Raw genomic sequence first — 18,001 nt, forward strand, 5'->3', positions numbered from 1 at the left:
CTCCTAGCGTGTGCGGACGCACACGCGTCGTCGCGCGCCTTGATGGGCGGGCTTTGGCGAGCTTCGCGACCCCTTGCATAGTGTTAACAGGCCCTAGCTTCGCGCACGCGTCAACGGCCCATCGGGTCGAGATGCTGGGCCCGCAAGGTGCGCAGCAGGCCGTGATTGATGCGGAATTCCTCGGAGCCGCCCTGGAGCAACGCACTGTTGGCCAGGCAGCGGAAGACGATGCCCACCACATGCGAATGGGCGCTGACCTTGTTCATGTCCTGGACGAAGGCGCGCGGCTCGGGCAGCGGCTCGGAGCGCAGCAGATAGCCGACGAACCAGCGCCACAGCATGTTGTAGCCCAGGCCCTGGCGCACGCGCTTGGGGTCGGGCAGCGAATAGACGATCTGCAGCAGCCAGGCGCGCACGATGATCCGCGCATCGGCGACGCTCGCGCATTGGGCGCTGAGCTCGTCGAGCACCGGATCGTCATCCGACAGCAGGCCATCGATCGCCGTGCGCAGATCGACCAGCCCGTGCTCGCTCTGCACGAAGGCCTCGAGCCCGTCGTTCTCGAGCCACAAGGCATGCGAGACGATCCAGACCCAGGGCTCGCCATAGCGGTCGACCAGCACCGGCGTGGTCTGCGCGATCTCGGCCTGCTTCGACAGCTCCTTGTCCAGGGCATGCATCGGGATGCTGCTGGGCTGGCCGTAGGGGATGTTGAATCTCGGTTTTTTCTCTTTCATCATCCGTCTCAGATCGGGCGGCCTTTGCCGGTGCACACGTCCGGGTTGCCGATGCGCTGCACGCTGTTGGTGGCGAAGAAGGTGTTGTAGATGGCCGTGCGCCAGTGGGCCGGCAGCTTGATGAAGGGATGCACGACGTCGCCGCTCGCGCTGCCGTAGTGCTGGGCGAAGAAGTTGCGAATCCGGGTGTTGTCGGCCGCGCTGGCATAGCACTGGCTGAAGATCAGGTGGGTCGCACCCACGATCGGATAACCGCGCGAGGGATTGGCCAGCGGACTCACGCCGGAGACCACATAGCCGATGCCCCAGTTGCGGGCCTGCGTCGCAGCCGCCCCGGTCGGGGGGAGGATGGCGCCCGCACTGGCCGGGGTGCCGAGCGCCGCCGCGACGTCCACCTGCGACGGCAGAAAATTCTGCAGCACGCCGCCGCTCGCGCGGCTGATCGCCACGACCTTGGTCGGGTCGCCGAGGGCCACCCTCTCCGGGCTCACGTAGGCGATCGCATAGGGAGTGGCCAGCAGGGCCGCCATCACGCCATCGCTGCCGGTCACGGGGATGTACTTGCTGGCGTTGCCGACGTTCACGACCGACGCATAGGTGCTGCCGACCGAAGGCACCAGCGTGTTGTTCACGGCGTTGAGGTGGCGCAGGAATATTTCGGTCGTGCCGCTGCTTTCGGCGCGATAGATGACCTTGATCGGCTGGTTCAGGATCGAGAAGCCGGCGACCTGGTTCCAGTGGGTGATGGTCGGGTCGGCGAATATCTGTGCCAGCTGGGCACTGGTCAGGTTCATCGAGCTGCGGCCCGGGATGTTGTAGGGCACGGTCACCGCCGCGAGAACGACCGGAACCTGGATCAATGGGCCGAAGCTCGCCCTGCCCAGCGTGGGGTGCGCGTCATAGGCGGTTTCTTCGGCGACGGTCACCACCGAGTCGCTGCCGGCGTAATCCACGGTCACCGGCGTCGGGTAGAACGGCACGTTCGGCGTCGACGCGTTGGCGTCATGGTTCCAGACCAGCAAGTTCGAGTTGTTCTGGAAGAACGCGCTCTTGCCCGCGCCGCTTCCCACGCCGACATAGGCGTTGAAGCCGGGAACCGGCGTCCTGTTCAGGATGCCCGTGGAACCGACAGGAAACTGCGCCTTGCCATAGAGACCTTCGGGCAAGGTTCCACCGCCACCCACGACCTGGGCCGATGCGGCAAGGGCCCACGTCATCGCACCGACGACGAGCAGCGCCTTGCACTGGAAGACAGGGAATTTCATTGACCACTCCTCGAGCCATGAGGCGATCGATACCGGCCTGAAAACTCGAAGGCCGGCCAGACATGAATGCCTGGCCGGCCCGAACGAAAGGTTGAAAGGGGCCCGCGACGCCAAGCCTCGCGGGCATCCCATCAAACCTCAGACATCATGCTCAGAGCGGGCGGCCCTTGCCGGTGCAGATGCTCGTGTAGCCGACGCTTTCCGGGCTGGTCGAGGTGAAGAACGCGTTGTAGATCGCGGTCCTCCAGTTGGACGGCAGCTTGATGAACGAATGCGCGGCGATATCGGCGTCATTGACCGTGGAAGTCGGGGCGTAGTGTTGAGCGAGGAACTGACGGACCTTGTCCCGGTCACCACCCGAGCTCACGTCTGCATAGCACTGGCTGAAGATCAGGTTGGTTGCACCAACGATCGGATAGCCTTGCGAGGGGTTCGCCAGGGCTGCAGCGGTCGAGCCAGCGCCGATGCCCCAATCCACAGCGGGAGCCGACGCGAGGGCCGGGGGGTTGATGCCGGTCATCGCAGCCGTCACGTTCACTTCGGTCGGCAGCAGGTTGCTCGTCGTGCCGCTGATCGTGCGGGTGATGGCCACGACCTTGGCGGCGAGCTGGGCCGGGGTCAGCGTACCGAGCGGCGCGCCGAGCTTGTCCGGGCTCACGTAGGTGATCGAGTAGGGGTTGGCGGCCAGGGCGGCCACGACGCCGTCGCTGCCGGTCGCGGCGACGTACTTGCTGGTGTTGCTGACGTTCACCACCGACGAGAAGGTGCTGTTGACCGAAGGCACCAGCGTGCTGTTCACCGAGTTCAGGTGACGCAGGAAGATCTCGGACGTGCCGCTGCTTTCGGCGCGGTAGATGACCTTGATCGGCTGGTTCAGGGTCGAGAAGCCGGTCACCTGGTTCCAGTTGGTGATGGTCGGGTCAGCGAAGATCTGTGCCAGCTGGGCGCTGGTCAGGTTCACCGAGGTACGGCCCGAGATGTTGTAGGGCACGGTCACCGAGGTCAGGACGGTCGGCACCTGGATCAGGCGGCCGAAGCTCGTCTTGCCCAGCGTGGTGTGGTTGTCGTAGGCGGTTTGTTCCGCGGCGGTAACCAGCGAGTCGCTACCGGCGTAGTCGACCGTCACGGGCGTGGAGTAGAACGGCACGTTCGCAGTGGCGGGGTTGCCATCATGGTCCCAGACCAGCAGGTTCGAATTGTTCTGGAAGAACGAGTTCTTGCCGCCGCCGCTGCCGATGCCGACATAGGTGTTGAAGCCCGGTGCCGGCGTCTTGTTCAGAATGCCGGTGGAGCTGGTGGGAAACTTTGCCTTGCCATAAAGCTCTTCGGGCAACGTTGCGCCGCCACCCACGACCGCGGCCGAAGCAGCAGCTGCCATGGTCATCACACCGACTGCGACCAGCGCCGACAGCGCGTTGCGCTTGAAATTAACGGAAATCATCGAATTGCTCCTAAACAAACTGAAAAAGTTTGAGAAAAAATAAGAACCGAATGAGCAGATCTCGGGCACCTCTCCGCCGACAAATACAGCGTCCCAATACCCTTGAATCAACATGCCGCCATTGCCTTGGCGACAAATCAAGTTTGAAGATCGTCGATGACGCTCAGTTGAAAAATTCACCGGAACACGGCTTCAATTTCACCCGAACTTTTCGGTGAAAAAAACGAGGCGGGGAGGACGGCCGAGGACGGCGAAAGGCGTGCCGGGCCCTCGGGAAAAATCGGCTAACCCGTTGATTCTTCGAATCAAAATTCCGACGCCCACACCGACAGGCGGGCGTCACGCGCGGGGTTGTCACCGTCCGGAAACGGGCATCCGATGCGCCGTCTTCCCGAACATCGAGAAGAGACACCCGAACATCTTTGGACATGAGCGCTTTTGGACTCGTTTTCGAGTCCCGATCCGGAGACTCACGCCAACCCGGCATGCAGCGCGCAATGCGCCGAATCGGCATCGAATTGACATGCCGTTGCCGAACACAACATCTCGGAGCAATGTTTTCGCCAGACGTTCAATGCGCCGGCGCTAATTCCGGACATTGCGTCCGGTCATCGATTCGGCGCATCGGCGATGCGCGTGCGAAGCGCTCAGCGCCCGGTCCAGACCGGCCTGCGCTTCTCGTTGAACGAGGCCAGCCCTTCCTTCGCATCCTGCGTGCCCGCGAGCAGTGCGATCTGCCCCTCGGTGAAGGCGATGCCTTCGTCGAAGGACATGGCCTCGAGCGCGCGCATCGCGTACTTGCCGCGGCGGATCGCGGTCGGCGACTTGTCGGTCAGGCGCTCGAGCAGCCATTGCGTCTTCGCATCGAGTGCGTCGGCCGGCACCACGTGGTTCAGCAGACCGGCTTCCTTCGCCTCGGCCGCGCCGAAGGGCTCGCCGCTCAGGCACCACTCGCGCAGGGTACGGCGCGGCACGATGCGCTGCAGCAGGCTCAGCACCTGCATCGGGAACAGGCCGATCTTCACTTCGGGCAGGCCGAACTGCACCGTGTCGGCGGCCACCGCGAGGTCGGTCATGCACAGGAGGCCGATGCCGCCGGCCATGCAGCTGCCGTTGATGCGCGCGATGCTCGGCAGGGTGCCGGCCTGCGTCTCGCGCAGCAGGTCGGCGTAGTCGAGCGTGGGCTGCGCGAGGTCGAACGCGAAGCCCGCGCCGGGCTGCAGGTCGCCGCCGGCGCAGAAGGCCTTCTCGCCCGCGCCGGTCAGCACGATGGCGCGCACTTCGGGATCGGCATGCGCAAGGCGCCAGCCTTCGCGCAGGCCGGCCACCACCTCCGCGTTGAGCGCATTGCGCTTGTCGGGACGATTGATGGTGATCCAGAAGGCGCGGTCGCGCTTCTCGTGCAATACGGCGGAGGTGCTCATGGCGCGGCTCCTTCGGCAACGGGGGCATCGACCTCGATCTCGGCCACGACGCGGCGCGCCTCGACCTGGTCGCCGATGCGCACATGCAGCGCGGCCAGCCGGCCGCTGACCGGCGCGGCATGCACATGCTCCATCTTCATCGCCTCGAGCGTGAGCAGCGGCTGCCCCGCGCGCACGACCTGGCCGGGCTCGACCAGCACCGCGACCACGCGGCCGTTCATGGAGGCGCGCAGCTTGCCGTCGCCGCCGCCCGCGCCGCCCTGGCGCGCGGAGGCCGCGCGCGTGGTGTCCTCGATGCGCAGCGCACGGTCGCGGTACTGCAGCCACAGCTGGGTGCCGTCGCGCCAGTACGCGGCGCTCTCGTGCACGCCATCGCAGGCGAAGCGCACGCTGTCGTCGCCGTGCTCGATCAGCTCGATCGCAAAGGCCTGCGCATCGAGCCTGACCTGGAACCGGCGCGACGCGATCAACGCGACGCTCGCATGCCGCACCTGCCCCGCGAGTTCGAAGCGCAGCGAGATCGGCAGCTTGTGCGGCAGCCGCCGCGCCTGCGTGTCGTCGGCGCGCTCGTACAGCAGCACCGCCGCGACCGCGGCCGCGCGTTCGGCCGCGGCCTCGTCGGCCTGCAGCAGCGCCGCCTGGTGCTCGCCGATGAAGGCCGTGGTGGCACCGCCCGCCGCGAACACCGGGTGCACGAGGCAGGCGCGCAGGAAGGCCTGGTTGGTCGTCACGCCCAGCGCCACCGCGTCCTCGAGCCCCGTGGCCAGCTTGCGCCGCGCTTCCTCGCGCGTGCGGCCGTGGGCCACGAGCTTGGCGATCATCGAGTCGTAGTACGGCGGCACCTCGGCGCCCGAATGCAGCGCATGCTCGGCACGCAGTTGCGGCGGCATCCGCCACAGCGCGAGCGTGCCGCTCTGCGGCACGAAGCCCTGCGCCGCATCTTCCGCGCACAGCCGCACCTCGATCGCATGGCCCTCGAAGCGCACGTCCTGCTGCGCGAGCGGCAGCGGCTCGCCCGCGGCCACGCGCAGTTGCAGCTCCACCAGGTCGAGGCCGGTCACGGCCTCGGTCACCGGATGCTCGACCTGCAGCCGCGTGTTCATCTCCATGAAGTAGAAGTTGCCGCCGCCGTCGAGCAGGAACTCGAGCGTGCCCGCGCCTTCGTAACGGATCGCCTTCACGGCCGCCACCGCGGCCGCGCCCATGCGTTCGCGCAGCGCGCCGTCCACCGCCGGCGAGGGCGCCTCCTCGACCAGCTTCTGGTGCCGCCGCTGCACCGAGCAGTCGCGCTCGCCCAGGTGGATCGCATGGCCGTGGCGGTCGGCGAAGACCTGGATCTCGATGTGCCGCGGCTGCGCGATCGCGCGCTCGAGGATCACCCCGGGATCGCCGAAGGCGCTCTGCGCCTCCGAGCGCGCGCTGCGCAGCAGGGGCGCGAATTCCTCGGCCGACGGCACCAGCCGCATGCCGCGCCCGCCGCCGCCGGCCGTGGCCTTGATCATCACCGGGAAGCCGATGCGCGCGGCCTCCTGCGCGAGCCGTTCCTCGCCCTGGTCCTCGCCCTGGTAGCCCGGAATGCAGGGCACGCCCGCGGCCTGCATCAGCGCCTTGGCGCCGGCCTTGTGGCCCATGGCCTCGATGGCTTCGGCCGAGGGGCCGATGAAGACCAGACCGGCCTCCCTGCAGGCGCGCGCGAAGGCGGCGTTCTCGGCCAGGAAGCCGTAGCCCGGGTGCACCGCGTCGGCGCCGGTGCGGCGCGCGGCCTCGACGATGGCCTCGATGCGCAGGTAGGACTGCGCGGGCAGCGCCTCGCCGATGCACACGGCCTGGTCGGCCTCGCGCACGTGGCGCGCGCCGGCATCGGCGCTCGAATACACCGCCACCGTGCGGTAGCCGAGGGCACGCGCGCTGCGCATCACGCGCAGCGCGATCTCGCCGCGGTTGGCGATCAGGATCTTGTGGAAGGGCGTGGCCTGGGTCATGGACTGCTCCCCCTCGCTCATGGCCGCGCCACCGAGAACTGCATCGGCTGCGGCTCGCGCAGTTCGGCCTCGCGGCACACGGCCAGCAGCTTCGCGAGCACGGCACGCGTGTCGCGCGGATCGATCACGCCGTCGTCGAGCACGTGCGCGCTGGTGGTGAACACGCTCATCTGGCTGTCGAAGCGCTCGACGATGCGGCGCTCCATCTCCGCGAGCTTCGCGCGGTCGACCTCGCCGCCCTTGCGCCGCATCGCGGCCTCGGTCACGTTGACCATGGTCTGCGCCGCCTGCTCGCCGCCCATCACCGCGGTGCGCGCGTTGGGCCACGAGAAGCAGAAGCGCGGATGGAAGCCGCGCCCGCACATGCCGTAGTTGCCGGCGCCGAACGAAGCGCCGCAATGGATGGTGATCTGCGGCACGGTCGCGTTGGTCACGGCCTGGATCATCTTCGAGCCGTGCTTGATCATCCCACCCTCCTCGTGCGCGCGCCCGACCATGAAGCCGGTGGTGTTCTGCAGGTAGAGGATCGGCGTGCGCGACTGGCAGCAGGCCTGGATGAAATGGGCGGCCTTGGTGGCGCCCGCGTTGTCGATCGGGCCGTTGTTGGTGACCACGCCCACGGGCAGCCCTTCGATCTTGAAGTGGCCGACCACGGTGGCGCTGCCGTAGCCGGCGCCGAACTCGAGGAACTCGGAGTCGTCGGCGATGCGCGCGATCACCTGCTTCATGTCGACCGGCCGCTTGAGGTCGGCCGGCATGATGCCCAGCAGCTCCTCGGCATCGAAGCGCGGCGGCTTGAAGCGGCGCGGCGGCGGCGCCGGCAGCTCGCGGTTCCAATCGATGTGGGCGAGGATCTCGCGCGCGATGCGGATCGCGTCGCGGTCGTCCTCGGCCAGGTAGTCACCGAGCCCCGACACCGAGCTGTGCATGAGCGCGCCGCCCAGTTCCTCCTCGGTCGCGATCTCGCCCGTGGCGGCCTTCAAGAGCGGCGGCCCCGCGAGGAAGGCGCGCGAGCGGTCGCGCACCATCACGATGTAGTCCGACAGGCCGGTCTGGTAGGCGCCGCCCGCGGTCGAGGGACCGTGCGTGACGGTCAGCACCGGCAGGCCGGCGGCCGACAGCCGCGCGAGGTTGCGGAACAGGCTGCCGCCGGTCACGAATTCCTCGACCTTGTAGGTCATGAGGTTGGCGCCCGCGCTCTCGACCAGCTGCACGTAGGGCAGCCGGTTCTCGAGCGCGAGCTCCTGGATGCGCAGCTGCTTCGGGATGCCCATGGGCTGCAGCGCGCCGGCGTCGATGCCCGAGTCGGAGGCATTGACCATCACGCGCAGGCCCGAGACCTGGCCGATGCCCGCGATCACGCCGCCGCCGGGCACGCTCTTGTCGAGGTCGGGGTTGTCCAGGCCCAGCCCGGCGAGCGAGCAGAGTTCGAGGAAGGGCGTGCCGGGGTCGAGCAGCAGCGACAGCCGCTCGCGCGGCAGCAGCTGGCCGCGTTTCTCGAAGCGTTCGCGCGAGCGCTCCGAGGTGGCGGCGGCGCGCTGCTCGCAGCCGCGTACGCGCTCGAGCAGCGCGAGCATGTGGGCGCGATTGGCCTGGAAGGCTTCGCCGTGGGGGGAGAGGGTCGATTCGATGGTGGCCATGGTCTGCGGAAGAGTCCATGGCAGCTTAGGCAGCGCCTCCCGGGGCGTCTTGTGCCCAGTGGCTGGGGATCAGCGCACGCCGAACAGCCCGGCCGCGTTGTCCCACGCAACGCGCTGCGCCACCGCGGGCGGCAGCTCGCCGAGCCAGCCGCGGTAGCCGCGCATCAGCTCGTCGTAGGCGCTCCAGCGCTGGTTGACCCAGGTGTCGGAGCCGATCAGGAAACGGTCGGGAAAGGCCAGGATCAGCTCGCGCCACGGCGCGCACAGCGTGCCGCCCTCGCAGACCAGGCCCGGGCGGTACGACAGCTCGCCCATCAGCTTCGGATAGCGCTCGAGCATCTGGCGCACGCGCGCCACCGGCGTGCCGCCGATGCCGGTGTGGGCCCAGATCAGCCGCGTGTCGCGGCCCTGGCTCGGCGTGTTCGCCATCAGCAGGTCGACCGCCTCGTCGTCCACGTGCGCGAGCACGGCGAGCTGCCTGCGCTCGGCCAGCGCCATCAGCTTCTTCGCGACCGGGCCGTTGGCATTGGCGCTCTCGTAGAGATGGAACTCGCCGATGCCGCGGTAGGGCCCGCTCGCGGTGCCGCGCTCGAGTTCGGCCAGCACCATCTCGTGGATGCTCTCGTCGCGGAACCAGTTGTTGTAGTCGGCGCGGTTGCGGTACAGCCGCACGAAGGGCACCACGGTGACGCCGGCCTCGCGGGTCTCGCGCAGCGCCGCGAGCGTGCGCGTGCCGTCGTTGGGCCGCGAGTTGCCGACGATGGCGCGCACGCCGTTGCGCTGCATGCGCGCGAGCGCCTCGGCCGGCGGGAACGGGCCGCTGCTGCCGTTCCAGGCCTCCTCGTTGTAGTGCAGGTGGGTGTCGAACAGCGGGCCGGTGTAGTCGGCCGCGTGGGCCGCGAATGCGAGGCCGGCGGCGACAGCGACCAGCGCGGCGCGCGTCCAGCGTCGATGAAGGGAATCGGTGGTCCGGGTCATGCGGGCTCCTCGCGGCGGATGCGGTCGGTACGGTGGGCGGCGGAAGAATACCCGTCGCCACGCCGGCTCAGCGCAATAACCGTGCCCTGAACTTCTGCACCATCGCCGCCGGCGCGTACGAACGCTTGCTGCGCCGGAAGCCCGCGATGCCCATGTCCTGCTCGAAGTTGAGCCAGCGCACCGGCCGGCCGAACCGGGCCTCGAACTGCTGGCAGAAGTGCTGAAACATGTGCGGGTAGATGCCCGCGTGGCTGTCGAGCCCCTTGGCGAAGCGCATCGCGAACACGCCGGGCTGCAGTTCCTGCGCGAGCACGAAGCCCAGCGGCTCATCGTGCGCGAAGTGCACGAAGCCCTCGAGCCCGAGCGCCGCCGCATCGGCGATGGCTGCGCGGCACGGCGCCTCGTCGGCTTCGCCCGCGGCCTTGCCCTTCTGCGCCATCCAGGCCTCGAGCACGCGCAGCGCGGCACCGGCCGAAGCGGGACCGAAGGCCTCGGCGCGCGGCGTGCACTGCGCGAGCAGCTGCCGCACCTGGCTGCGCTTCCAGGCCAGCGCGCGGCCGGCGTAGTCGGCGAAGCGGCTGGCGTCGTAGAGGTAGTCGGCGTCGTCGGGCGAGGCGCTCAGTGCGAAGCGGTCGGCGCTCAGGCCTTCGACGTCGCGCCGCGACAGCGGGTAGAAGCAGTCGTGGTCTTCGAGCATCGTGGCCAGCGCCTCGGGTGGTGCCTCTGGCAGCGCGAACAGCGGGGCCAGGTGGCGCGTGCCGTCGTAGGTGCGGCCCGAAATGCGCGGCCAGCCGTCGTCTTCGGGCCCGATGTAGCGGTAGTCGTGGGCCGCGCGGAACAGCCAGAGGTTCGAGAACGTCAGGTCCGACAGGCAGCCTTCGCCGCTGCCCGCGCGCAGCCGCGCGAGCGCCGGCTCGATCGCCTCGCGCAGCGACAGCGACAGCGGCCGCCCCGGCGCGGCGCTCATGCGGCGTCGTAGACCACCGCGCGCACGCCCGGCGCCGGCGGATCGGCCGGCGGCCCCGCGAAGCACTGGGCGATCGACAGCCACTGCGTGGCGCTGCCCCGCGTGCAGCGCAGCGCGGTGTCGGCGAGGTGGCGGCGCTGGGTCACGACCAGGCAGAAGTCGAGCGCATCGCCGCGCACCGACTCCGCCGAGGCCGGATCGCCCCAGCACCAGGTCTGGCCGCCGGGCGCATCGAGCTCGATGAAGGGCGCGGGCTCGGGCACCGGCAGCTGGCGATTGACGAAGGTCCAGCCGAAGGTGGTGGCGCCGATGTGGGCGATGTGGCGCAGCCGCGCGCTGGCCGGCCGGCGCCGGCGCATCAGGTCCCAGATGTCCTGGCCATGGGCCCAGGTCTCCATCAGGCGCGCGGTCGCGAACGAGCGCGCGCTCATCATCGGCCCGTACCAGGGCAGCCGCGCCTTCGGGTCGAGCACCGCGAGCGCGTCGGCCAGCTGCATCGAGATCGGCTGCCACAGCGCGAGCATCGCGGGGCCGTCGAGCGAGCCGTACTTCTCGCGCGCCAGCGAACTGATCTCGCGGCCCTGCGCGAACTGCGCGTTGAGCGCCGCGGCATCGCGCACGAAGGCCGCGGGGTCGTTCAGCGCGAGCATCGAGGTCTGGTCGAAGAAGCACAGGTGGGCGATTTCGTCCCAGGGCGACCAGCCGTAGAACACGCTGGGCGCGCGCCACTGTTCGGGCGTGAGCGTGGCGCACAGCGCGGCGAGGTCGGTGTATTCGTCGCGCAGGTCGCGCGCGGTCTCGGCGTTGGGGCCGTTCGTCGAATCGTTCATCGTGGGCGTTGTCCTTCTCGTTCTTCAGAGCCCGAGCTGCCGGGCCGCCAGGTCCTTCATGATCTCTTCCGATCCGCCGCCGATCATCATCACCTTGACCTCGCGGTAGATGCGTTCGCTGCGCGTGCCGCGCATGAAGCCCATGCCGCCCAGCAACTGCACCGCCTGGTCGGCGCAGAACTGCATGGCCTGGGTCGCCTGCACCTTCGCGAGGCACACGCGTGCCACGAGTTTCGCCGGATCGGCCAGGCCGTGCTCGATGCGGTAGGCCAGGTCGTAGACCAGGGTGCGCGCGGCATCGACGCGCAGGGTCATGTCCATGAGCTTGTGGCGCACCACCTGGCGCTCGGCCAGCGGCACGCCGAAGGTCACGCGCTGCCGCGCCCAGTCCACCGCCTCCTCGAGGCAGACCTCGGCGAAGCCGCAGGCCAGCGCCGACATCAGCAGGCGCTCGCCGTTGAAGTTGTTCATAACGAGCCTGAAGCCCTGGTTCTCCGTGCCCACCAGGTTGCGCGCGGGCACGCGGCAGTTCTCGAAGCGCAGGTGCGCGGTGTCGGAGCTCCACCAGCCCATTTTCTTGAGCGACGTGCGCGCGAGCCCCGGCGTGTCGCCCTCGATCACCAGCAGCGAGATGCCGCCCGCGCCCTTGTTCGCGGGATCGGTGCGCACGGCGGTGGTGATGAAGTCGGCGCGCACGCCCGAGGTGATGAAGGTCTTCTCGCCGTTGACCACGTAGTGGTCGCCGTCGCGCACCGCGGTGGTCCGAAGCGCCGCGACGTCGGAACCGCCCGAGGGCTCGGTGATCGCGAGCGCGGCGATCTTCTCGCCGGCCAGCACGGGCGGGATCACGCGCTGCTTGAGGTCCTCGCTGCCGGCCTTGAGGATCGGCGGCAGCGCGATGCTGTGCGAGTTCAGCGAGGCCTGCACGCCGCCCGCGCCGCAGCGCGCGAATTCCTCGGCCACGATCAATTGATAGAACAGGTCGGCCGGCGTGCCGCCGAGCGCCTCGGGATAGCCCAGGCCCAGCACGCCGAGCCCGGCCGCGCGCCGGTAGAGCTCGCGCGGGAAGGTCTCGGCCTCGTCCCATTCGGTCACGAAGGGCGCGATCTCGCGGGCCACGAAGGCGCGCAGGCCGGCACGGAAGGCTTCGTGCTCGGCGGAGAAGTAGAAGGGCAGCGGTGGGGCGTCCAGGAATTCCATGGTGTCTCCTTGGCGCACGAGGCTAGCGGCGGGCGCTCCACGGGTCTTGCGCCAACAGGCTGCGCCCGGCGACGCGAGGCGCAGCGACTCGACGCAAGCCGCGCCGCGCCCGTCTCGCTAAGCTGGCCCTTCCATCCGCCACCGAGGACCGCCATGCCTTCATCCACCGCCGCACCGACCAAGACCGTCCGCATCGGCGGCGCCTCGGGCTTCTGGGGCGACAGCATGGTGGCCGCGCCGCAGCTCGTGCAGCACGGCCGGCTCGACTACCTGGTGTTCGACTACCTGGCCGAGACCACGATGGCGATCCTGGCCGCGGCGCGCGCGAAGAAGCCCGAGCTCGGCTACGCCACCGACTTCGTCGAGATCGCGATGAAGCCGGTGCTCGCCGAGATCAAGCGCCAGGGCATCAAGGTGGTGAGCAACGCGGGCGGCATCCATCCGCAGGGCTGCGCCGCCGCGCTGCGCGCACTGGCCGAGGCCCAGGGCGTGCCGCTGCGCATCGCGGTGGTCGAGGGCGACGACCTCGGCGCGCGCATGGCCGAACTGCGTGCCGCGGGCACGCGCGACATGTTCACGGGCGAGGCCCTGCCCGAGAAGGTGCTGAGCGCCAACGCCTACCTGGGCGCGCTGCCGATCGCCGCCGCGCTGGCCGCGGGCGCCGACGTGGTGATCACGGGCCGCTGCGTCGACAGCGCGGTCACGCTCGGCCCGCTGATGCACGAGTTCGGCTGGCAGCCCGGCGACTTCGACCGGCTGGCCTCGGGCAGCCTCGCGGGCCACATCATCGAATGCGGCTGCCAGGCCACGGGCGGCCTGCACACCGACTGGGAAGACATCCCCGACTGGGCGAACATCGGCTACCCGATCGTCGAATGCCAGGCCGACGGCAGCTTCGTCGTGACCAAGCCCGAGGGCACGGGCGGCAAGGTGATCCGCGCCGCGGTGGCCGAGCAGCTGCTCTACGAGATCGGCGACCCGGGCGCCTACCTGCTGCCCGACGTGAGCTGCGATTTCCGCGCCGTGACGATCGAGCAGGAGGGCCCCGACCGCGTGCGCGTGGGCCCCGCGCGCGGCCGTGCGCCGACGCCGGCCTACAAGGTCTCGGCCACGCAGCTCGACGGCTTCCGCTGCGCGGGCAGCCTGGTGATCGTGGGCATCGATGCCGAGCGCAAGGCGCGGCGCACGGCCGAGGCGATCCTCGAGCGCACCGGCGGCATCCTCGCGCGCCTGGGCCTGCCGCCCTTCACGCGCAGCCACATCGAGGCGATCGGCGCCGAGACGCTCTATGGCCCGCATGCGCGCACCCACGGCGTGCGCGAGGCGATGATGCGCGTGGCGGTCGACCATCCGCAGAAGGCCGCGCTCGAGATCTTCGCGCGCGAGATCGCGCCCGCGGGCACCTCGTGGTCACCGGGCACCACGGGGCCCGGTGGCGGCCGGCCCTCGGTGTCGCCGCTGGTCAAGCCCTTCGCGTTCCTGCTCGCCAAGGAGCAGGTGCCGGTCGCGTTCGCGATCGATGGCGAGCGACGGGCCGTGGCGATCCCGACGGGCGCGGGCGATGGCGCCGCGCCGCCGATGGCGGAACCGCCGCCCTGTGCCGACGACGGCGGCGAACAGGTCGAGCTGCGGCTCATCGACCTGGCCTGGGCCCGCAGCGGCGACAAGGGCGACCTCTCGAACATCGGCCTGGTGGCGCGCCGGCCCGAGTGGCTGCCGCTGCTGTGGTCGCGCGTCACGCCCGAGGCGGTGGGCGCCTACTTCGCGCACCTGGTGCACGGCAAGGTCGAGCGCTTCCACCTGCCGGGCATCGCGGCGATGAACCTGCTGCTGCACGGGGCGCTCGACGGCGGCGGGCCCTCGTCGATGCGCATGGACCCGCTGGGCAAGGGCATGGGGCAGATGCTGCTCGACATGCGGGTGAAGGTGCCGCGCGCGGTGGCGCAGGCGGCGCAACGGCGCTGAAACGAGAGGGGCGGCCCGAACGGTCTCGGGCCTGGGTCAGGCCTGCGCTTCGGTCAAGGCCTGCGCCGCCACCACCGCCTCGGTGCGGTTGCGCACGTTGAGCGCGCGGAAGATCGCCGCGAGGTGGATCTTGACCGTGCCCTCGCTGATGCCGAGGCTGCGGCCGATCAGCTTGTTGGGCTTGCCCTGCGACAGCAGCTGCAGCACCTCGACCTGCCGCTCGGTCAGCACGTTGCGCAAGTGCTCGAGCGTCTGCGAGGAGGCCGGCGCGCGCGCGGTGTCGGCGCCGGGCTGCGGCGCCACGCCGGCCACGATGCCGGGCGGCAGCGCGGTCAGCATCATCGGGGGCACGTAGACGCCGCCGGCCAGCACCAGCCGCACGGCCGACAGCATGACCTCGGGCGAATAGGCCTTGGGAATGAAGCCGAGCACGCCGCGCTCGAGGGCGGCGCGCATGATGGCCGGGTCCTCGTAGCCCGACAGCACGATCACCGGCACGGCCGGATGGCGGCGGCGGATCTCGTCGATGTGGGCCTGCCCGTCGGCGCCGGGCATGTTGAGGTCGATCAATGCCAGGTCGAGGTCGTCGGTGGCACCGGCGAGCAGCTCGTCGACGCTCATGACCAGCACGAACTCGATGCCGGGCTCCAGCTCGGACAACTTGGCCTTGACCGCTTCGATGACAAGCCGGTGGTCGTCGGCGATCAGAATTTTCATGACTTAAGGCCTTTCAACGCTTGAGAAGGGGTCACGAAGCTCGCCCCAGCGTGCATTGACTCAGCGACCGCCGACGATACCGGCGAATGCCCCGCGCAGCAAGGCTGGCGCGCTCCACGAACGGCATAGGCCCCAAGCGATATGGCGCCCCCCGGGGCCGCTGAGAAGAATGATCGCCAACCCGAAGGAAGCGAGACATGGGCATGTGCCAACGAAGCAGGCGCCGGTGCAGGGCATCTCTCGTGCGGCGCCCCGCGCTGCCTGCGCGCCTCGCCGCGGCCTGAGCCGGCGCGCGTGTCTTCATGGCCCGCCTGATCGACTGCTATTCGGCCTTCGTCTCGTTCGGGCTCGCGCTCGATGCCGCGATCGCCGCGAACCGTCCCGCGCTCGCGCACGACGCCGCGCAGATCCAGGCCCGCCAGCTGCTCGACGCGGCGCGCGAACGCGCGCGCGCCGCGGCCACGCCGCTTCTGCCCGCGCAGCTCGAATCGGCGGCCTTCGCGATGGTCGCCTGGATCGACGAGATCCTCGCGCGCCACCCGGGCGCGGGCCAGGGCGCGGCGCCGCTGCAGGTGCAGCTGTTCGCCTCGAACAATGCCCACAGCGAGTTCTTCCACCACCTGTCGGCGCTGGGCGCGCGCGACGACGAGGTGCGCGAGGTCTACTGGCATGCGCTGGCGCTGGGCTTCAAGGGTCAGTACTACTTCGAGCACGGCGACCGCGGCGAGCTCGGCAAGCTCAAGGACCTGCACGGGCGCCAGTTGCGGCAGCAGCCGCTCGCGCTCGGCAGCCTCGCGCAGCAGCACATCACGCCCCAGCCCTACGACGGGCCCGACCCGCCGGCCCCGATCGACATGCACCGGCGCGACCGCTCGCTGCTGCGCGCGAGCGCGGCGCTGGCGCTGCTGGTGCCGCTGCTCTACCTGCTGTGGGCCTGGCTGGCGGGCGCGCCGCGGCCCGAGGCCGACCTCGCGCAGCGCGTCGAGCAGCAGCTGCAGAGCTATGCCTGCGCCGACCTCGCGGTGGCGGTGGAAGCCGGGGGCACGCTCAAGGTCAGCGGCTTCGTCTCGCTGCCGGCCGACGTGGCCAACGTGCAGCACGACGTGGGCCAGCTGCCGGGCGTGAAGGCGCCGCGCTTCGAGCTCGGCGTGCGCGTGTGGCCGCACTGCGAGGTGTTCGCGATCCTCAAGCCCTACCAGGCACGCAATGCCGACAAGGCCTACGGTCTCGGGCTGGACCTGCCCTCCGCGCGGCAGCGCCGCCTGCGCGAGGGCGACACCGTGCGCGTGGAGGTGACCGCGCCGCGCCACGACAGCGTGCTGTGGGTCGACTACTACACCGCCGACGGCTCGGTGATGCACCTCAACGCGGGCCGCGCGCCGACCCGCCTGCACGCCGGCGAGAAGCTCGAGCTCGGGCGCGACATCCCCTCGAGCTGGCTCGTGAGCCCGCCCTTCGGCAGCGTGCTGGTGACCGTGATCTCCTCGCCGATGCCCTTCCACGAAACCGCCGACCGGCCGCCGTTCGAACTGGCTTCGGCCTACCTGCTGCAGCTGCGCGAGGCGCTCGCGGCCAACAAGGGCGGCGACCGGCTGATCGCCGACTTCGTGTTCCTCGAGACCGAGGCGCGCTGACGCGCGCGCCGCCGCCATGCACACCCTGCCGCCCGCCCACCTCTTCTGGCCGCTGCTCGCGCTGTGCGCGCTCGGCTTCGCGGTGCTCTGCGCCGTGGTGCGCGATGCCGGGCGCGGCGCGCGCCGGCGTGCGCTGCAACAGCGCATCGCCACGCTGCGGCCGCCCTCGCGCGCGGCCGATGCGCAGGCCGTCGAGCGCCTGCACGAGGCGATGGCGCGCGCGCAGCAGCGGCTGCGGCTGGCGCCGCGCCCGCGTGCCGCCGGCGAGAGCCTCGATGACGAGGATTTCGGCCGCGGCGCGACGCCGAGCGCGCCATGGCTGCTGTTCCTCGGCGATGCGGCCGCCGACCTGCCGGGGCTGCTCGCCGCCTCGCCGCTCGATGCGGACCCGTCGGACGACGCGCCGACCGGCCCGGTGCGCAGCGGCTGGCGCTGGTGGACCGGCGGCGCCATGGCCGCCATCGAGATCGATGCGCGCGTGCTCGAGGACCCGGCCGACGCGCCGCAGTCGCGCGCCCTCTGGCTCGCGGCGCTGCTGGCGCTGGCCGAGCGCCGCGAGCATCTGCCGCTGCACGGCATCGTGGCCTGCATCGGGGCGCAGGCGCTGCGCGACGCGCCGGCCGACGCGATCGCCTTCCGCATGCGCATCGCGCGGCTGCGCCGGCTGGTCGAGGAGGCCGGCCGCACCCTGCGGCTGCAGTTGCCGTTCTACCTCGTGGTCACGGGCCTCGAAGGGCTCGAAGGCTATGGCGCGCTGCGCGGCACGCTGCCGCCCGAGGTGCTGGCGCAGGCCCTGGGCCATCGGCTGGCGGCGGAACAGCCGATGCCCGATGCCGGCAGCGCCGCCGAGCGGCTCGATGCGGTGTTCGAGCCGATCGCCGCGCGGCTGCATGCGCTGCGCATGGGATTGCTGCGCGAGCAGTCGGGCGCTTCGGGCCGGCTCGCGGTGCATTCGTTCGTGGAGGGGGTGCGAAGCCTGCAGCCGGGGCTCAGGCTGACGGCCGAGGCGCTGTTCGACAGCCATGGCCGCAAGGCGCGCGAGGCCCGGGGATTGCGCTGGCGCGGCCTCTACCTGACGGTGGCCGGCGGCGCGGCGGGCGGCAATGGCGCCTTCACGGGCGACCTGTTCCATCGCTTCCTGCCGGCGGATGCCTCGCTGGTGCGCCCCGGCCGGCTGCCGCCCGCGGACCGCGACACGGGCCTGGACGCGATGTGAGCGCC

Annotated in this window: 14 protein-coding genes; 3 read left to right on the top strand and 11 right to left on the bottom strand. The window is 70.4% G+C overall.

Annotated features, from left to right (window positions below; all coding sequences use genetic code 11):
* Nucleotides 1-110: 110 nt before the first annotated feature.
* From AC07RV_RS44175 to AC07RV_RS44220, 10 genes are all read right to left on the bottom strand, one after another.
* Nucleotides 111-737, bottom strand: a complete 627-nt coding sequence (locus AC07RV_RS44175) for a transposase (protein ID WP_296781234.1) — start codon at nucleotides 735-737, stop codon at nucleotides 111-113.
* An 8-nt stretch (nucleotides 738-745) separates the two neighbouring features.
* Entirely contained in the window at nucleotides 746-2,002 is a 1,257-nt protein-coding gene (locus AC07RV_RS44180) for a substrate-binding domain-containing protein (RefSeq protein ID WP_296781235.1), read from the bottom strand.
* A 151-nt stretch (nucleotides 2,003-2,153) separates the two neighbouring features.
* A complete protein-coding gene (locus AC07RV_RS44185; RefSeq protein WP_296781236.1) occupies nucleotides 2,154-3,557 on the bottom strand; it encodes a substrate-binding domain-containing protein in 1,404 nt (467 codons plus the stop codon).
* Nucleotides 3,558-4,090: 533 nt separating this feature from the next.
* Nucleotides 4,091-4,867, bottom strand: coding sequence for an enoyl-CoA hydratase/isomerase family protein (locus tag AC07RV_RS44190; protein WP_296781237.1), 777 nt, complete (start codon nucleotides 4,865-4,867; stop codon nucleotides 4,091-4,093).
* Complete coding sequence (locus tag AC07RV_RS44195) at nucleotides 4,864-6,849, bottom strand: acetyl-CoA carboxylase biotin carboxylase subunit (protein WP_296781238.1); 1,986 nt, start codon at nucleotides 6,847-6,849, stop codon at nucleotides 4,864-4,866. Before AC07RV_RS44195 ends, AC07RV_RS44190 begins: the two co-directional genes overlap by 4 nt.
* A 17-nt stretch (nucleotides 6,850-6,866) precedes the next feature.
* Nucleotides 6,867-8,489 (bottom strand): acyl-CoA carboxylase subunit beta, encoded by a 1,623-nt coding sequence (locus tag AC07RV_RS44200; RefSeq protein WP_296781239.1) that lies wholly within the window; start codon nucleotides 8,487-8,489, stop codon nucleotides 6,867-6,869.
* A 69-nt stretch (nucleotides 8,490-8,558) separates the two neighbouring features.
* Nucleotides 8,559-9,467 (bottom strand): amidohydrolase family protein, encoded by a 909-nt coding sequence (locus AC07RV_RS44205; protein ID WP_296781240.1) that lies wholly within the window; start codon nucleotides 9,465-9,467, stop codon nucleotides 8,559-8,561.
* Nucleotides 9,468-9,534: 67 nt separating this feature from the next.
* Nucleotides 9,535-10,434: a phosphatidylglycerol lysyltransferase domain-containing protein gene (locus tag AC07RV_RS44210; RefSeq protein WP_296781241.1), complete on the bottom strand. Its 900-nt coding sequence runs from the start codon at nucleotides 10,432-10,434 to the stop codon at nucleotides 9,535-9,537.
* The gene (locus AC07RV_RS44215; RefSeq protein ID WP_296781242.1) at nucleotides 10,431-11,264 is read right to left on the bottom strand and encodes a TIGR03084 family metal-binding protein; all 834 of its coding nucleotides are present in this window, start codon (nucleotides 11,262-11,264) and stop codon (nucleotides 10,431-10,433) included. The genes AC07RV_RS44210 and AC07RV_RS44215 overlap by 4 nt, the downstream gene beginning before the upstream one ends.
* 24 nt (nucleotides 11,265-11,288) lie before the next feature.
* Complete coding sequence (locus AC07RV_RS44220; protein WP_296781243.1) at nucleotides 11,289-12,464, bottom strand: acyl-CoA dehydrogenase family protein; 1,176 nt, start codon at nucleotides 12,462-12,464, stop codon at nucleotides 11,289-11,291.
* Nucleotides 12,465-12,617: 153 nt separating this feature from the next.
* Here AC07RV_RS44220 and AC07RV_RS44225 point away from each other — a divergent pair, with 153 nt between their 5' ends.
* Entirely contained in the window at nucleotides 12,618-14,429 is a 1,812-nt protein-coding gene (locus AC07RV_RS44225; protein WP_296781244.1) for an acyclic terpene utilization AtuA family protein, read from the top strand.
* Nucleotides 14,430-14,465: 36 nt separating this feature from the next.
* Here the strand turns inward: AC07RV_RS44225 and AC07RV_RS44230 are convergent, their stop codons facing one another.
* On the bottom strand, nucleotides 14,466-15,146 hold the full coding sequence (locus AC07RV_RS44230; protein WP_093350872.1) for a response regulator transcription factor: 681 nt from the start codon (nucleotides 15,144-15,146) through the stop codon (nucleotides 14,466-14,468).
* Between the two features lie 302 nt (nucleotides 15,147-15,448).
* Between AC07RV_RS44230 and AC07RV_RS44235 the strand changes: the two genes are divergently transcribed.
* Together AC07RV_RS44235 and AC07RV_RS44240 are read left to right on the top strand one after the other, a co-directional pair.
* Nucleotides 15,449-16,780: a DotU family type IV/VI secretion system protein gene (locus AC07RV_RS44235; RefSeq protein ID WP_296781245.1), complete on the top strand. Its 1,332-nt coding sequence runs from the start codon at nucleotides 15,449-15,451 to the stop codon at nucleotides 16,778-16,780.
* Between the two features lie 16 nt (nucleotides 16,781-16,796).
* Entirely contained in the window at nucleotides 16,797-17,996 is a 1,200-nt protein-coding gene (locus AC07RV_RS44240) for a type VI secretion protein IcmF/TssM N-terminal domain-containing protein (RefSeq protein WP_296781246.1), read from the top strand.
* The last annotated feature ends 5 nt before the right edge of the window (nucleotides 17,997-18,001 follow it).

The sequence above is a fragment of the Variovorax sp. GW821-FHT09B01 genome, from assembly GCF_059418345.1.

What these genes read in the sequence shown, in the direction of transcription:
- AC07RV_RS44175 (WP_296781234.1), bottom strand. Translation starts at nt 737, where the DNA reads ATGAAAGAGAAAAAACCGAGATTCAACATCCCCTACGGCCAGCCCAGC.
- AC07RV_RS44180 (WP_296781235.1), bottom strand. Translation starts at nt 2,002, where the DNA reads ATGAAATTCCCTGTCTTCCAGTGCAAGGCGCTGCTCGTCGTCGGTGCG.
- AC07RV_RS44185 (WP_296781236.1), bottom strand. Translation starts at nt 3,557, where the DNA reads ATGTTGATTCAAGGGTATTGGGACGCTGTATTTGTCGGCGGAGAGGTG.
- AC07RV_RS44190 (WP_296781237.1), bottom strand. Translation starts at nt 4,867, where the DNA reads ATGAGCACCTCCGCCGTATTGCACGAGAAGCGCGACCGCGCCTTCTGG.
- AC07RV_RS44195 (WP_296781238.1), bottom strand. Translation starts at nt 6,849, where the DNA reads ATGACCCAGGCCACGCCCTTCCACAAGATCCTGATCGCCAACCGCGGC.
- AC07RV_RS44200 (WP_296781239.1), bottom strand. Translation starts at nt 8,489, where the DNA reads ATGGCCACCATCGAATCGACCCTCTCCCCCCACGGCGAAGCCTTCCAG.
- AC07RV_RS44205 (WP_296781240.1), bottom strand. Translation starts at nt 9,467, where the DNA reads ATGACCCGGACCACCGATTCCCTTCATCGACGCTGGACGCGCGCCGCG.
- AC07RV_RS44210 (WP_296781241.1), bottom strand. Translation starts at nt 10,434, where the DNA reads ATGAGCGCCGCGCCGGGGCGGCCGCTGTCGCTGTCGCTGCGCGAGGCG.
- AC07RV_RS44215 (WP_296781242.1), bottom strand. Translation starts at nt 11,264, where the DNA reads ATGAACGATTCGACGAACGGCCCCAACGCCGAGACCGCGCGCGACCTG.
- AC07RV_RS44220 (WP_296781243.1), bottom strand. Translation starts at nt 12,464, where the DNA reads ATGGAATTCCTGGACGCCCCACCGCTGCCCTTCTACTTCTCCGCCGAG.
- AC07RV_RS44225 (WP_296781244.1), top strand. Translation starts at nt 12,618, where the DNA reads ATGCCTTCATCCACCGCCGCACCGACCAAGACCGTCCGCATCGGCGGC.
- AC07RV_RS44230 (WP_093350872.1), bottom strand. Translation starts at nt 15,146, where the DNA reads ATGAAAATTCTGATCGCCGACGACCACCGGCTTGTCATCGAAGCGGTC.
- AC07RV_RS44235 (WP_296781245.1), top strand. Translation starts at nt 15,449, where the DNA reads ATGGCCCGCCTGATCGACTGCTATTCGGCCTTCGTCTCGTTCGGGCTC.
- AC07RV_RS44240 (WP_296781246.1), top strand. Translation starts at nt 16,797, where the DNA reads ATGCACACCCTGCCGCCCGCCCACCTCTTCTGGCCGCTGCTCGCGCTG.